The sequence below is a fragment of the Proteiniclasticum sp. C24MP genome (genome assembly GCF_043951855.1).
Lineage (GTDB): Bacteria > Bacillota > Clostridia > Clostridiales > Clostridiaceae > Proteiniclasticum.
In genome coordinates this window covers 289,361-303,300 of record NZ_JBINJW010000001.1, presented here as the reverse complement: position 1 = coordinate 303,300, position 13,940 = coordinate 289,361, and the positions used below count along the sequence as shown (strand labels likewise).

14 protein-coding genes are annotated in these 13,940 nt (G+C 45.0%); 13 read left to right on the top strand and 1 reads right to left on the bottom strand.

The annotated features are described in order from the left end of the window. The 12 genes from larB to ACHAL6_RS01500 all read left to right on the top strand — a co-directional run bounded on the left by larB (nt 1) and on the right by ACHAL6_RS01500 (nt 11,279). Nucleotides 1-756, top strand: coding sequence for a nickel pincer cofactor biosynthesis protein LarB (gene larB / locus ACHAL6_RS01555; protein WP_395268378.1), 756 nt, complete (start codon nt 1-3; stop codon nt 754-756). Further along, nucleotides 746-2,152 carry a nickel pincer cofactor biosynthesis protein LarC gene (gene larC, locus ACHAL6_RS01550; protein WP_395268377.1) on the top strand — a complete coding sequence of 469 codons (1,407 nt, stop codon included), beginning with the start codon at nt 746-748 and terminating at the stop codon, nt 2,150-2,152. The genes larB and larC (ACHAL6_RS01550) overlap by 11 nt, the downstream gene beginning before the upstream one ends. Nucleotides 2,153-2,226: 74 nt before the next feature. Continuing rightward, entirely contained in the window at nt 2,227-3,000 is a 774-nt protein-coding gene (locus ACHAL6_RS01545) for a methyltransferase domain-containing protein (protein WP_395268376.1), read from the top strand. Then, nucleotides 3,001-3,963, top strand: a complete 963-nt coding sequence (locus ACHAL6_RS01540; protein ID WP_395268375.1) for an ABC transporter permease — start codon at nt 3,001-3,003, stop codon at nt 3,961-3,963. A 13-nt stretch (nt 3,964-3,976) separates the two neighbouring features. Continuing rightward, nucleotides 3,977-4,786 (top strand): ABC transporter permease, encoded by an 810-nt coding sequence (locus ACHAL6_RS01535; RefSeq protein WP_395268374.1) that lies wholly within the window; start codon nt 3,977-3,979, stop codon nt 4,784-4,786. An 82-nt stretch (nt 4,787-4,868) separates the two neighbouring features. Further along, nucleotides 4,869-6,422 (top strand): ABC transporter substrate-binding protein, encoded by a 1,554-nt coding sequence (locus ACHAL6_RS01530; protein WP_395268373.1) that lies wholly within the window; start codon nt 4,869-4,871, stop codon nt 6,420-6,422. A gap of 85 nt (nt 6,423-6,507) precedes the next feature. Next, the gene (locus ACHAL6_RS01525) at nt 6,508-7,470 is read left to right on the top strand and encodes an ABC transporter ATP-binding protein (protein ID WP_395268781.1); all 963 of its coding nucleotides are present in this window, start codon (nt 6,508-6,510) and stop codon (nt 7,468-7,470) included. Further along, complete coding sequence (locus tag ACHAL6_RS01520) at nt 7,471-8,241, top strand: ABC transporter ATP-binding protein (RefSeq protein ID WP_395268372.1); 771 nt, start codon at nt 7,471-7,473, stop codon at nt 8,239-8,241. Nucleotides 8,242-8,361: 120 nt separating this feature from the next. Further along, on the top strand, nt 8,362-9,084 hold the full coding sequence (gene larC, locus ACHAL6_RS01515) for a nickel insertion protein (RefSeq protein ID WP_395268371.1): 723 nt from the start codon (nt 8,362-8,364) through the stop codon (nt 9,082-9,084). A gap of 75 nt (nt 9,085-9,159) precedes the next feature. Continuing rightward, complete coding sequence (locus tag ACHAL6_RS01510; protein ID WP_395268780.1) at nt 9,160-9,582, top strand: DUF3842 family protein; 423 nt, start codon at nt 9,160-9,162, stop codon at nt 9,580-9,582. 354 nt (nt 9,583-9,936) lie between these two features. Then, nucleotides 9,937-10,332, top strand: a complete 396-nt coding sequence (locus ACHAL6_RS01505; protein ID WP_395268369.1) for a VOC family protein — start codon at nt 9,937-9,939, stop codon at nt 10,330-10,332. Between the two features lie 164 nt (nt 10,333-10,496). After that, entirely contained in the window at nt 10,497-11,279 is a 783-nt protein-coding gene (locus ACHAL6_RS01500) for a glucose 1-dehydrogenase (RefSeq protein ID WP_395268368.1), read from the top strand. 113 nt (nt 11,280-11,392) lie between these two features. Here the strand turns inward: ACHAL6_RS01500 and ACHAL6_RS01495 are convergent, their stop codons facing one another. Beyond that, nucleotides 11,393-11,827: a hypothetical protein gene (locus ACHAL6_RS01495; RefSeq protein ID WP_395268367.1), complete on the bottom strand. Its 435-nt coding sequence runs from the start codon at nt 11,825-11,827 to the stop codon at nt 11,393-11,395. A gap of 195 nt (nt 11,828-12,022) precedes the next feature. Here ACHAL6_RS01495 and ACHAL6_RS01490 point away from each other — a divergent pair, with 195 nt between their 5' ends. Next, the gene (locus ACHAL6_RS01490) at nt 12,023-13,936 is read left to right on the top strand and encodes a heavy metal translocating P-type ATPase (protein WP_395268366.1); all 1,914 of its coding nucleotides are present in this window, start codon (nt 12,023-12,025) and stop codon (nt 13,934-13,936) included. Nucleotides 13,937-13,940: the final 4 nt, after the last annotated feature.

Here is a 13,940-nt window from a genome sequence, read left to right as displayed (position 1 = left end):
ATGGATATAAAGGAAATGCTTGAAAAAGTGAAAAATGGGGAGGTCTCCATAGAAAAAGCGGAAGAGAGCCTCAAGAAACTGCCCTATGAGGATCTGGGATTTGCGAAACTGGATCATCACAGAAAACTTCGATCGGGTTTCGGTGAAGTAATTTACTGCAGCGGGAAATCCATGGACCATCTGGTGAAGATCTTCATGAACTTTGATGAAAAGGGTGTGGATGTACTTGGCACCAGGGCTACAAAAGAGCAGTATGATAAAGTCAGAGAGATGATTCCAGATGCGCAGTATGATGAGACTGCCCGGATCATAAGAATTCAGAGACATGTTCATAAGAAGGAAGGTCTCATAGCAGTATGCACTGGTGGTACATCGGATATTCCAGTGGCGGAGGAAGCGGCGCAGACTGCGGAGTTCTTCGGAAGTAATGTCATCCGAATATATGATGTAGGTGTGGCTGGAATTCATAGGCTGCTGTCCAAAATCGAAGCGATTCAGGAGGCAAACTGCATCATCGCCGTGGCCGGCATGGAAGGTGCACTTCCAGGCGTCATTGCAGGCATGGTGGATATACCTGTCATAGCTGTGCCGACTTCTGTGGGCTACGGTTCGAATTTTGGAGGACTCTCTTCTCTGCTTACGATGCTGAACTCCTGTGCTGAAGGAATCGCTGTGGTGAACATCGATAATGGATTTGGTGCGGCTTACCTAGGGACACAGATCAACAGACTTACGGAGGGAAATCATGGGAAATAAAATACTATATCTGGAATGCTATTCAGGCATCAGTGGGGACATGACGGTGGCAGCACTTCTGGATCTTGCAAAGAAGGAAGCACTATTAAGAAGTGCTCTTGAGAGTCTTCATGTGGATGGGTACACCATAGAGGCCGGGAGAAGAGAAAAATGCGGGATTGATGCGGCTTCCTTCGATGTGATACTGGAAGAAGACAATCATGATCACAGTCACAACCATGCTAATAGTGGCGACCATGACCATCATCATGATCACAGTCACAGCCATGCCCACAGCGGCGATCATGACCATCATCATGATCACAGTCACAGACATGCTCATAGCGGTGATCATGGCCATCATCATGATCACAGTCACAGCCATGCTCATAGTGACGACCATGGCCATCACCATGACCACAGTCATAGTCACGAGCATGATCATGTTCACAGAAATGTTCATGATATCTACGGCATAATAGAGCAGTCTGAAATCACAGAAGGAGCAAAGACCTTAGCGAAAAAAGTCTTTGCCATTGTAGCTGATGCAGAAGCCAAAGCCCATGGGCTGCCAGTGGACAAAGTTCATTTTCACGAAGTGGGTGCAGTGGATTCCATAGTGGATATTGTAGCAGCATGTGTACTGGTAGATGATCTAGGGGTAGAGGATATTGTGGTATCTGAGTTACATGAAGGGACAGGGCATGTCTGGTGTCAGCATGGGGTTATACCAGTTCCAGTGCCTGCAACACTCAATATTGTAGTGGCAAATGATCTGGAGCTTAAGGTCACAGACACCGAAGGTGAAATGATCACGCCTACGGGAGCTGCACTTGCAGCTGCGCTTCGTACAAGAAAGGACCTCCCATCAGCCTATAAGATGCTGGGAGTGGGACTTGGAGCCGGAAAGAAGGACTTCAGGCATGCGAATATTTTACGAGCCTACCTGCTGGAAGATACCAGTGAAATGAATAAAACAGAAGATCAGGTGCTGCTTCTGGAGAGCAACCTGGATGACTGTACCGGGGAAGCACTTGGATTTGTCATGGAAAGACTCATGGAGATCGGTGCTAAAGATGCATTTTACACGCCAATCTACATGAAGAAGAACAGGCCAGCTTATAAACTGAGTGTTCTGTGCGCGAAAGAAGACAGAATGAAGATGGAGGAAGTGATCTTCATGCATACCACCGCCATCGGAATCCGCAGAGCACTATTGGATCGCACAGTGCTGGAGAGAAAAATCCTCAATGTTGAAACCGAGTATGGTGCTGTAAGAGTGAAATGTGCAACATACAAAGAAGAGAATTATTATACGCCAGAATATGAGAATCTGAAAAAGATTCTGGAAACACATCCTGTTTCCTATCAGCATCTCTACAATCTGGTGATGCGAGAAGCGGAAAGGAAGCTGTAAAAATATTTTGATGAGTCACTCCATAGAATAGACGGATGAAAAATTCAGCAGACGGAAGAAGGAATGAGGCGAAGATGGAAAAGATCAGAAATGCAAATAAGGATTTGAAGCATCTGGAAGAGCGTATGACAGAGTACTGGGGGCATCGTTCAGAAAGTTACAGTTCTCAGAATATGTCCCAGCTTTTCGGAGAGAAAAAAGAAGTATGGGAAAACAAGATCTTCAGTCAGATTGAAGAAAAGAAGCAGATGAAAATACTGGATATTGGAACCGGACCTGGTTTCTTCGCCATTCTCTGCGCGTTGCGAGGACACGAAGTGACTGCAGTGGATATGTCTAAGGATATGATCGAAAAAGCGAAAAAAAATGCACACCTCGCGGGAGCGGAAATCAGATTCATGGAAGTCGGGAGCCGACTTCCTTTTGATGAGGCCTCCTTTGATCTGATTATTTCAAGAGATGTGACTTGGACGCTGACAGAACCAGAAAAGCAGCTGAAGCATTGGGCTATGAAGCTGAAGCCGGGCGGGACCATGCTCTACTTTGATGCAGAGTGGTATTACTATCTGAGAGATGAGAATACAAAAAAGCAATGGGAAGATAGAAAAGAGGAAATCAGAAGAAACGGCGGATATATTTATGAGAAGGCTGTCCATCTGGAAGCCATGGCGGAAAAACTTCCACTGACGTATGTTAGGAGGCCTCTATGGGACAATGCATACTGGAAGGGCCAGGATGCATTCAGCTGCGAGATCTTAGAGAATCTGAACGGAGAAATCTACAGCGATATAGAGCAGCTCCAATATGACACCTTTCCTGAATTCCTTGTAAGTGTAAGGAGAGGATAGATGAACCGGAAGAACAAAGTGCTGAAGATGGCCCTTCTTGAGTTTCTTCAGTTTGGACTGGTACTTTTCATTATCTCCTTTCTCACATTTTCCATCATGCATCTTTCACCGAAAAACCCTGCAGAACTATGGCTCATGGGCACAGATGGGAATGTAGGGATGATTTCTGAAGAGTCAGTTCGTATCCAGGAGAAAGTCATGGGTCTAGACAAGCCCTTTCTGGTCCAGTACGGAAGGTGGCTTGGGAATGCTTTAAGAGGTGATCTAGGCATATCGTTCTCAACAAACAGACCTGTTACAGAAGAGCTCAGAATCCATGTGGTCCCTACACTACAGCTGACGTTTATATCTCTTGTGCTCACAATCCTTCTGGCTGTTCCATCAGGAATTCTAAGTGCAGTCTGCAAGGAAAGTCTGATAGATCAGGTTATCCGATTCTTTTCCTTTATTGGTATATCGGTGGCATCTTTTGTCATGGGACTCTTTCTTCTTTGGATATTTTCCATAAGGTTGAATCTTTTCCCTGTCATTGCGGAGGAAGGTGTAAAAGGATTGATTCTTCCAGTGGCGGTACTGACCATTCAGTCCGCATCTAGAATGACCAGACAGATTCGTGCCATCATTCTGGAACAGTTGAATGAGTCCTATGTGGAAGGTGCCCTTTTAAGGGGAGTAAGTTACAGAAAAGTCCTTTTCGGTCATGTACTGAGAAACAGTGCAGTGCCGATTCTTACGCAGATCAGTATCTATACAGGGGTACTTCTGGGAGGCGCTACAATTATTGAAAGCATTTTTTCCATCAATGGTCTGGGAAAACTTGCGGTCCGTTCCATTACTCATATGGATTACTATATGATTCAGGGCTTTGTACTCTGGAGTGCACTGGTTTATCTTGTAATCAACCTGATGACAGATTTCATATCCAGACTCATCGATCCGAGAATAAGGTATGGAACACAATGACAGGAGAAATGCCATGAATAGAAAACATCAAAAGGAACGCACGGTTTTTTTCGTCGTGGCAGGACTCGTGCTTCTGCTTCTTTTAACTGCCGCTTCTGCAGGGTTTCTCGCACCGAATGATCCCAATGAAGTAAATCTCCTCATAGCGGAACTTCCGCCTGGAGGGGCTTATCCTCTGGGAACAGATGCCTTAGGCCGATGCATGCTTTCAAGAATACTTTACGGAGCTAGAAGTTCCTTATTCGCATCACTGTTTATCACCCTGACGGTTTTTTTCATAGGCGTCACAATGGGCGTCCTATCAGGGTACTTTGGTGGTCCGCTGGATATGGTTCTGAATAAATTCATCACCATTATGCAATCCTTTCCTAAGATCATAACGGTGATGGCTTTGACCGGAATTCTGGGCATAGGATTCAGAAGCATCATCGTTTCCCTTTGTCTTGTGGAGTGGGTGGATTATGCAAGGATCTCCAGAAGTTACGCATTATCCTTACGAGAACGATCTTTCATCAAAGCTGCAAGGATCTGTGGTGAATCTCATCTGAGAATCATCTTCAGGCGAATCATACCCAATATCTTCTATCCGCTGATCGTCAATGCCAGTCTGGGCATTTCCGGTGTTATTATGAGCATCTCAGCTCTTTCCTATCTCGGACTGGGTGTCAAGGAGCCTATGGTGGAATGGGGAATGATGATCAGTAGTGGCAGAGCTTATATTCAGAGCAATCCTTCGATGATCCTTCTACCAGGAGCAGCCATCTTCATAGCTTCTTCCTTGTTCAATCTTCTGGGAGAAAAGCTGAGAAATCGATGCAGATAGAGAAACCATCATATAACAGACAGTGAAGAATTGATTTATCAATAAAGTACAATAGAAGAACGGAAAGGTCAGGAAATGAAACATGAAAAAGAACAGAGTAGTCAGATTTACTGCAGGTTTAGTCATCGCTTTGCTGATGGCAGGTTGCAATGGCCAGGAAGAGCGTAAAGAAGAGGGAATTCTTGCTGGGCAGGATTACAAAGAGATTCTTAGAATTGCTGATACCCAGTCACCCACAAGTCTTGATCCCGCACAAAGCTGGGACAGCTGGTATACTTCCCGCTGGGGCATTACAGAAACACTTTTCAGATTGGATGAAAATCTGGAGCCACAGCCCTATCTTGTGGAGCATTACGAGATGATCGATTCCACAACATGGAAGCTTGTCCTGAAAGAGAACATTACTTTTCATAATGGCAAAGCGCTCAATGCGGAAGCAGTGAAGCTCAGCTGGGAAAGAACGAAGGAGATCAACGCCAGATTTAAAGAGCTGACCTACATAGAGGATATGAGAGCTGAGGGGCTGACTTTAACAGTTTCTACAACAGACCCAGTTCCCGCTTTCATCAATGCACTGGCAGAGCCCATCACTGGAATCATCGATGTGACATCAGAGGAGGATCCTGCGATTAAACCCATAGGAACAGGTCCGTTTCAAGCGGTAAGCTACGAAGTGAGAACCAGAGCTGAGGTGAAAAAGTATGAAAAGTACTGGGGTGGTGAACCTGACATCGACGGTGCAATAATACGAATCATCGGCGATACAAGTACCCTGGCCATGGCTCAGCAAAGCGGAGAAATCGATGTTTCGGTGAGTATGCCTTCCACAAGTCTTGAACTCTTCAGTGATGCTGAGCGTTACAACGTGCAAGGAGTGCCAGGGTCAAGAGCGCAGATACTCTTTCTCAATTTTGAGAAAGACGCTATCAAGGAACATGCGGTGAGAAAAGCGCTGAGTATGATTATTGACAAGGAAAGTTATGCAAAGATCCTCAATAAAAATGCTTCTGTGAAAGCCACGGGATTATATCCGGATTTTATGGATTTCGGCGCAACAGAAGGCTATGCCTATGACATGCAAGGGGCGATGCGAATACTCGATGATGCGGGCATAACGGATTCCAATGGTGATGGTGTAAGAGAAATTGCGGGAGAAAACATCAGCCTTAAGCTGGTGACTTATAGCACAAAGGCAGAACTTCCAAACTATGCCAACAGTGTGGCCTCTGCTGCTAAAGAAGCAGGCATTGAAATCCTTGTGGAGGTCCATGAATCGGTCAGTGAACATCAGAAAAGCGGAGATTTTGATCTCATGCTGGTAAGTTTCACCATGGTACCCACTGGAGACCCCCAGTATTTTGCAAACATCGCATTTAGAACTGAAGGAAGCAGCAATTACGGGAAATACTCGAACAGTGAAGTGGATCGTCTGATTGCAGAACTGGAGACAGAATTTGACAAGACCCGAAGAATAGAGAAGACAAAGATGATACAGGAAAAGATTCTTGAAGATGCGGCATATATCGTCATGGGTCACGCAAAATACTACTATGTCATGAATGAAAAAGTGAAGGGGCTTCATACGAATCCTTCTGAGTATTATCTTCTTGATGCGCAGATATCCATCGAGAAGTAAGCAGGCAGAACTTTCACAGAAGAGGTATATTGTAATGCAGGTAGCTTAGACAGCAGACAGATCAGGAGAATGAAAAGAGTTGGATATGAAAGAGAGAGACACAGTCATAAAGGTGGACAATCTGTCCATTGGCTATAACAATGTGAATATCGTGAAAGAGGTATCACTGGAGGTAAGACAAGGTGAAATTCTTGGGATTGCCGGTGAAAGTGGATCTGGCAAGACGACTCTTCTAAGAGCACTCATGGGCATCAGAAAAGATGAGATGAAAATCAGTGGAACCGTCAGATTTCTAAAAAAAGATCTGGTTTCACTCACGCGGAAAGAACTGAGTGCACTCTACGGGAAACATATTTCCATGATTCCTCAAAATGCCATGTTGTCTCTGGATCCGCTCTTTAGCATATCCTCACTTGTCCATGAGACACTATGTGCTCATGGAGAGAAAATTACACACAAGGAAAGTGATGCCATGGCTTCTTCCATCATGACTACGCTTCTTTTTGACGATCCGAAAAGAGTGCTTCAGTCCTACCCTTTTGAACTTAGTGGCGGCATGGCACAGAGAGTAGCAGTATTACTGTCGATTCTAAAAAGACCCTCTCTGCTACTGGGAGATGAACCCACCAGTGCACTTGATGGGACTTCACAATATCATCTTATTAATCAGCTGAAGCTTCTGAAAGAGCAGAATGACCTGTCTATGATCCTCATTTCCCATAACCTGGCTGTGCTGGCGGAGCTCGCTGATGAGATTGCAATCATGTATGGAGGTAGAATTGTGGAATACGGAAAGAGGCACGAGATACTGCATAAACCCGTTCATCCATATACCAGAGCACTGCTGGGTGCGGTGCCTAAAAGAGGTGGATCCATGTCAGATGGTCTTAAGGGGGTCCCCCCAGCCTTTGAAGAAAAGATTGCAGGATGCGCCTTTGCGGAGCGCTGTCCACAAAAAACAGAGGCATGCACGAAAGGGGAAATACTTGAAATCAGTGTAAGTGACTCCCATAGGGTGCGGTGCATCAGAATAAAGGAGATGTTGTAAATGGCCCTGCTGGAACTTCACAATATATCTAAAAGCTTCAGAAATCGGAAAGGGATGCAGGATGTAGTTAAGAATGTTTCCTTTTCTATAGAAGAAGGTACCAGTCTTGCTCTTGTGGGAGAAAGCGGGTCGGGAAAAAGTACTATTGCAAGGATTGTGTCAAGGCTAATCAGAGAAGACCAGGGCAGGGTCCTGTTTAAGGGTGAGAATCTCAGCGAGAAGTATAGGCTTAAGCCCATAGGAAGACCCCTTCAGATGATCTTTCAGAACCCTCAGGATTCTTTCGATCCCAGAGATACGGTTCTAGATGGTGTGATGCAGGGCGCCAGAGCCTATAATCTGTTCTCTCCTGGAGAACTGGAAGAGAAGGCGATGCAGCTCTTTGATTATGTAGGACTTAAAAAGACATATAAGAAGGTGAAAGTTTCAGAACTCAGTGGAGGAGAATGCCAGAGGGTAGCCATAGCTCGAGCGCTCATCGCCAAGCCCCAGCTTCTCATCTGTGATGAAGCAACCAGTTCTCTGGACACATTGGTACAGGCACAGATAGTGGCACTCTTGAAGAAACTCAAAGAGGAAAAGAACATGACCATCCTTTTCATCACACACGATCTACAACTGGCTTCGGACTTCTGCGATGGTATTGTTGTCATGCATCAGGGAGAAATAGTGGAAACAGGAGAAATCGGTAAAGTGCTTGAAAACCCTGCTCATGAGGTGACACGAAAACTGCTGAGATATGCCCTGACCATACCTGAAATCAATATATAGATAAATATCCTGCAATGGCTGAAGGAGCTATGACTCCACGAGAAACTGCAGGGTATTTTTCTATGTTTTTTTCATGGAGGTGTGGTAAAATCGGACTAGTAGGAAAAAGGTGGTATGAAGTTGAGTACGCTATACATAGACGGAAGCAGAGGAATGAGTGGAAATACCCTGACAGGGGCTTTCATAAGTCTGGGGCTTGAGCCGGACAGGTTAAGAGAAGCAATCAATGCAGTGATAAACGAAAATGAGTATGAGCTGATCATAAAAAAATATGACAGCAAAGGGAGAAAGTTCATTTATTTCAATACCAAAGCTTCGGAAAAGGGAAAAAAAACGGACTTATCAAGTGCGGCTGATGTTCTGGAGAAAATTCGTGAATCTGCATTGGAAGAGTCCATCAAGGAAAATGTAACAGGTATCTTGTCCTCTCTTTTCAGAAGTAAAGCGGAAGCACATGAAATATCATTGGGACAGGTGGAGTTCAGATATGAAGGGATGATAGATACCATCATTGATGCGGTAGGCGCATCCTTGGGACTGAATCACTTTAATATTGACAAGGTTTGGGTGAGCAGTTTAAATACAGGGCGAGGAACCATCAAGCTTCCTCATAAGAATATCGATATCCCGGCACCTATGACCAGGATCCTTCTCAAAAATCATCCCACTTTTCAAAATAACATGGATGGAGAACTGGTGACACCGACAGGCGCGGCCATCATCAGGAAAGTAGCAGCGTATCATCAGAATATCCATATGGAAGCTCCGCTGAAAATCGGTTATGGACTTCCGAAAGATAAGCTGGACGAAGATAAGGCTGTGCAAATTGCGGTCTGTGAGTAGAAGAATTGGATTAAATCCAATGGATTCAATGTGGAGTTACTATGAAAATGCAGTGATGAAAGGATGAGTAAGATGCTGAAAATTGCAGTGATTGATGGACAAGGTGGAGGAATTGGAAAATCTCTTATAGAGAAGATCATAAAATCGGATCTCAGGAATCTGGATATTATTGCACTGGGAACCAATGCGCTGGCCACTGCTGGCATGATAAAAGCAGGTGCCAGAACCGGTGCTACTGGAGAAAATGCGATTATCGTCAATGCTGGAAAAGTGGATGTGATTATGGGACCTATTGCTATTGTCATACCCAATTCCATCATGGGTGAAATCACCCAAGGCATTTCTCTTTCCATTGGGAATTCAGATGCCATGAAAATACTGATTCCTTTAAATAGATGCAATGTGGAAATTCCAGGTACGACAGCTTATACGGTAGGTGAACTAATCGATTTCGCCATTGAAGAACTCGGAAAAATCCAGAAAAACAGCAGTCAATAACAGGGAAATCAGACAGAGTGAAAAGAGCAGTAACAGGTCTGCGTCCGACAAGCAATCTCAAAACGGAAGCAGATGTTTTATGATGCATCACGTAGGAAAATAACAACAGAGTGTGAGAAATGAAAACAAATGACTTCATGGTGCTGCTGGTAAATGAAAGATAAGAATAAATCATCAGTTTCATGGTACCCCCTGTAACTGTGATGAAGGCTCTGAAAACAGCTGAAAGAAAGGGATTCTGTAAAAGGATCCCTTTTCGAATAGAAGAAGATAAATTGGTGTAGAATATAAATAAGGAAGGTGGAAATGAGAAGCAAAGGATAACATGAATTCAGATCACAGGGAGGTTTTCTTATGTCAAAAGGGCTTATACATCACATTGAAATCTATGTATCAGATCTTCAGGGGTCCACGGACTTCTGGGGATGGTTTCTTCCTGAACTGGGCTATGAGCTTTTCCAGGAATGGAAGGAAGGAAGAAGCTACAGACTAGGTGAATCCTATCTTGTCTTTGTTCAGACCGAAGAAAGGTACATGGAGATTCCTTATCACAGATGCGGTGTGGGACTCAATCATCTTGCTTTTCATGCTGCGTCACGTGAAGATGTGGATGAGATGACAGAGAAGCTTTCTTCAAGAGGGATCTCCATCCTTTATGAAGACAGGCATCCCTATGCTGGTGGAGAAGATTATTATGCGGTCTTTTTTGAAGACCCGGATCGAATCAAAGTGGAATTTGCAGCTCCTTGATCTTAAACAGGAGCTGTCTGAAGATAAACTACATAAAAGATGATAACAGAGTGTGAGAAATGAAAACAGAGCATTACCATTATGTAATGATTCTTGGAAATCATTCTAATCCTTTGTCTGCCATGAGATAATGGTATCAGAACCATTATACAAGGAGGATAATCATGAAGAACTTGAAAGACAAAGTGATGCTGATTACTGGAGGTGCTTCTGGGCTGGGATTTGCAACTGCAAAGGAACTCCTATCTAGAGGAGCGAAACTGTCACTCGTGGATATCGATGAGGAAGGGCTGAAGGAAAAGAAAGAGGCTCTGCTGAAAGAATATGGAGAAGCAGAAATCCTCACAGTGAAAGCGGATGTTTCCAGAGAAGAAGAAGTGAAAAACTATGTGGATGAGACCATGAAGAAATTCGGAAGAATCGACGGATTCTACAATAATGCCGGAATCGAAGGAAAACAGGCCTCCATGGGCGAATATGATCTGGACATGTTCAACAAGGTCATTCAGATCAATCTCATGGGTGTCTATTACGGACTGAGGTTTGTACTGCCCATCATGAAAAAGCAGAACTACGGAAAGATCGTGAATACTGCATCTGTAGCGGGAATTCTGGGCCTTGAGAACCAGTCGCCTTATATAGCCAGCAAGCATGCAGTGACAGGGATGACCAAAAGTGCGGCAGTGGAATATTCAGAAGCCGGAATCAACGTCAACTCCATAGCACCAGGAGCGATTCTTACACCGATGGTGGAAGGTTCCTTCAAGCAGATCAATCCGGATAATCCGGAGGAGGCTCAGAAGGAGTTTGCCAAGAGAAATCCGGCAAGAAGACTGGGACAGCCGGAAGAGGTGGCGAAAGTCGTCGCATTTCTGCTCTCGGATGATGCATCCTATGTCAATGGACAGGTCATCGCCATAGATGGAGGACAGTCTGTACTCTATTAGAAAGAGTGGAAATGAGAACTGAAAGAAGTTAAAACAGGAAGAAGGCCAATTTCAATGGAGAAGCTGGCCTTCTTCTTTTTTTGCTATTCATACAGACTTTAAGAATTCTTTCTTCACCTCTGATACCCTGCAAACTGATCTCCAAGGATGTCTTCAAGGGCATGGATGAGCTCGGTGTTCTCTCCGACGTATAAAACGATGAGATTATCCGTTTTGTAGAAATGCGGGTAGGAGACCCAGCTGATTTCCACAGAATTGTTGCCGTTGTGATATCCCGTGCCGCCTTCATCGATAAAAGAGGCATCTTTTTCCATGCTGCTCTCGCTTTCATACAGATAAACAGTGATGTGTTCTGTTTCGTTCACGGTAAGCCATCTGCGCTCCCCTTGCAGGATGTCTTTATCTGTATTTTCTGCAGTCACACTGAAATCCATCTCTTCAAGCTGAGTCATGAATTCTTCATAAGCTGTCTCTGGGACTTCCTTCTGACAGGCAAGCATAGTCAGGGTCAGAGCAAAAAGAATGAGAATTGCTGCGGATTTTTTCATGGGAACCTCCTTCTGGTTCTGATTTTACTTTAGTATAGGGCATCTGTATGGGGCTAGGGTATCAATTCCGTAACACTACTGGAACCTGACATATATTTTCGGAAATCACGCTGAACTTGATGCACATCAAGGAGAGGTTCTTCATTTCATCCTAGAATAGAGACAAGAAAGAAAAGATAGTAGGAGGAAAAAGAGATGAGTATCATCATGAAATACAAAAACCGGATTACAGCACTTTCCTTTGTTCTGATTCTTGCAGGAATCATTTTCGGGAATGCAGACATGGAGGCGGCAAGAAACGCTGCCCTTGTCACCGCCACAGTCCTTGCAAGTATACCAATCGGAATGAAGGCATTCCAGAGCTTGAGAATGAAGGCGTTCAGCATTGAACTTCTGGTCATCATTGCCGTAGTCGGTGCACTCTACATACAGGAATATATGGAATCCTCCGTGGTCACCTTCCTGTTTCTCTTCGGCGCCTATCTGGAAGCTAGAACGCTGGAGAAGACCCGTTCTTCGCTCAAGAATCTACTGGATATGGCACCCCAGGAAGCCATGGTTTTAAGAAACGGAGAAGGTGTGGTCGTTTCGGTGGATGACATAACGGAAGGAGACACCATCATGATAAGGTCCGGAGGAAAAGTGGCTGTGGACGGAACCATCCTTTCTGGAGAAGCATCCATCAATGAAGCCGCCATCACCGGAGAATCCGTTCCCGTAATCAAGGGAAAAGGAGATAAGCTCTTCAGCGGGAGTTTACTTGATCATGGATACGTGGAGATGACTGCAGAGAAAGTGGGAGAAGATACCACATTCTCCAAAATCATCGAACTGGTGGAAGAGGCACAGGAAGCCAAATCCAAAGCGGCCAGATTTCTGGATAAGTTCGCACAGATCTATACACCGGGTGTAGTGGTCCTTTCCGTGCTTGTCTATTTCATCACCCAGAATCTGCATATCGCCATCACTTTTCTGGTTGTCGCCTGTCCGGGTGCTCTCGTCATAGGCGCGCCTGTATCCAATGTGGCTGGAATCGGAAACGGTGCGAAAAACGGTGTTCTTGTGAAAGGCGGAGAAGTCATGGACAGACTCTCCAAAGTGGACACGCTGGTCTTTGATAAAACAGGAACACTCACCAAGGGGAAACCTGAAGTGTCAGGAATCCGAACCTTCCAGGAAATCAGCGAGGAAGAACTTCTGAGACTGACAGCCACCGTTGAAAACGCATCAGAACATCATCTCGGGCAGACCATCGTGAAGGAAGCCAAAGCGCGAAACATTGAAGTCAGCGGAGATCTTGAAAATCTGCTGGTGGAGAAAGGGCGCGGAATCACAGCAAAGCTTCATGAAAAAGTCATCGCCATAGGAAACCGTAAACTCATGGAAGAGCATGGCATAGAGATAGAGCGTGCAGCGGAAAAGGAAGCTGTCCGTGGAGAAAAGCAGGGAAATACTGTGGTGTTCACTGCAGTGGATGGAGTAATAAGTGGACTGTTTCTCATCAGGGATCAGATCAGAGAAGATGCGTTTTCCTCTCTGAAAGAGCTGAGAGCATCCGGAATCAGACAGATCATCATGCTCACCGGAGATAACCGACATACAGCGGAGCTGGTGGCCAGAGAACTGGAACTGGACGAATACCATGCGGAGCTTCTGCCCAAAGACAAGCTGGACTTCGTAGAGAAGCTGAAGAAGGAAGGTAAAGTAGTGCTTATGGCAGGAGACGGCATCAATGATGCACCAGCCATTGCCACAGCGGATATCGGGCTTGCCATGGGAGACGGAGGTACAGACGTGGCGCTTGAAACAGCAGACCTGGTTCTGCTGGGAGACAACTTCAGGCAGCTGACCCATGCATACAGCCTGGCCAAGGCCACTGTTAGAAATATGAAGCAGAACATCTGGTTTGCGGTAGGCGTGGTGGCACTTCTTCTCGCTGGAGTGCTCAGCGGAAGAATTCATCTGGCGGAAGGCATGTTCATTCATGAAGCCAGTGTAATCCTCGTGATCTTAAATGCCATGAGACTGGTGAAATACAGAAGAAAGAACCTGGTTGCCGAAAGTGAAAAGAATCTGGAAAACTTGATGGATATCAAGGTATCCTCATAGAATA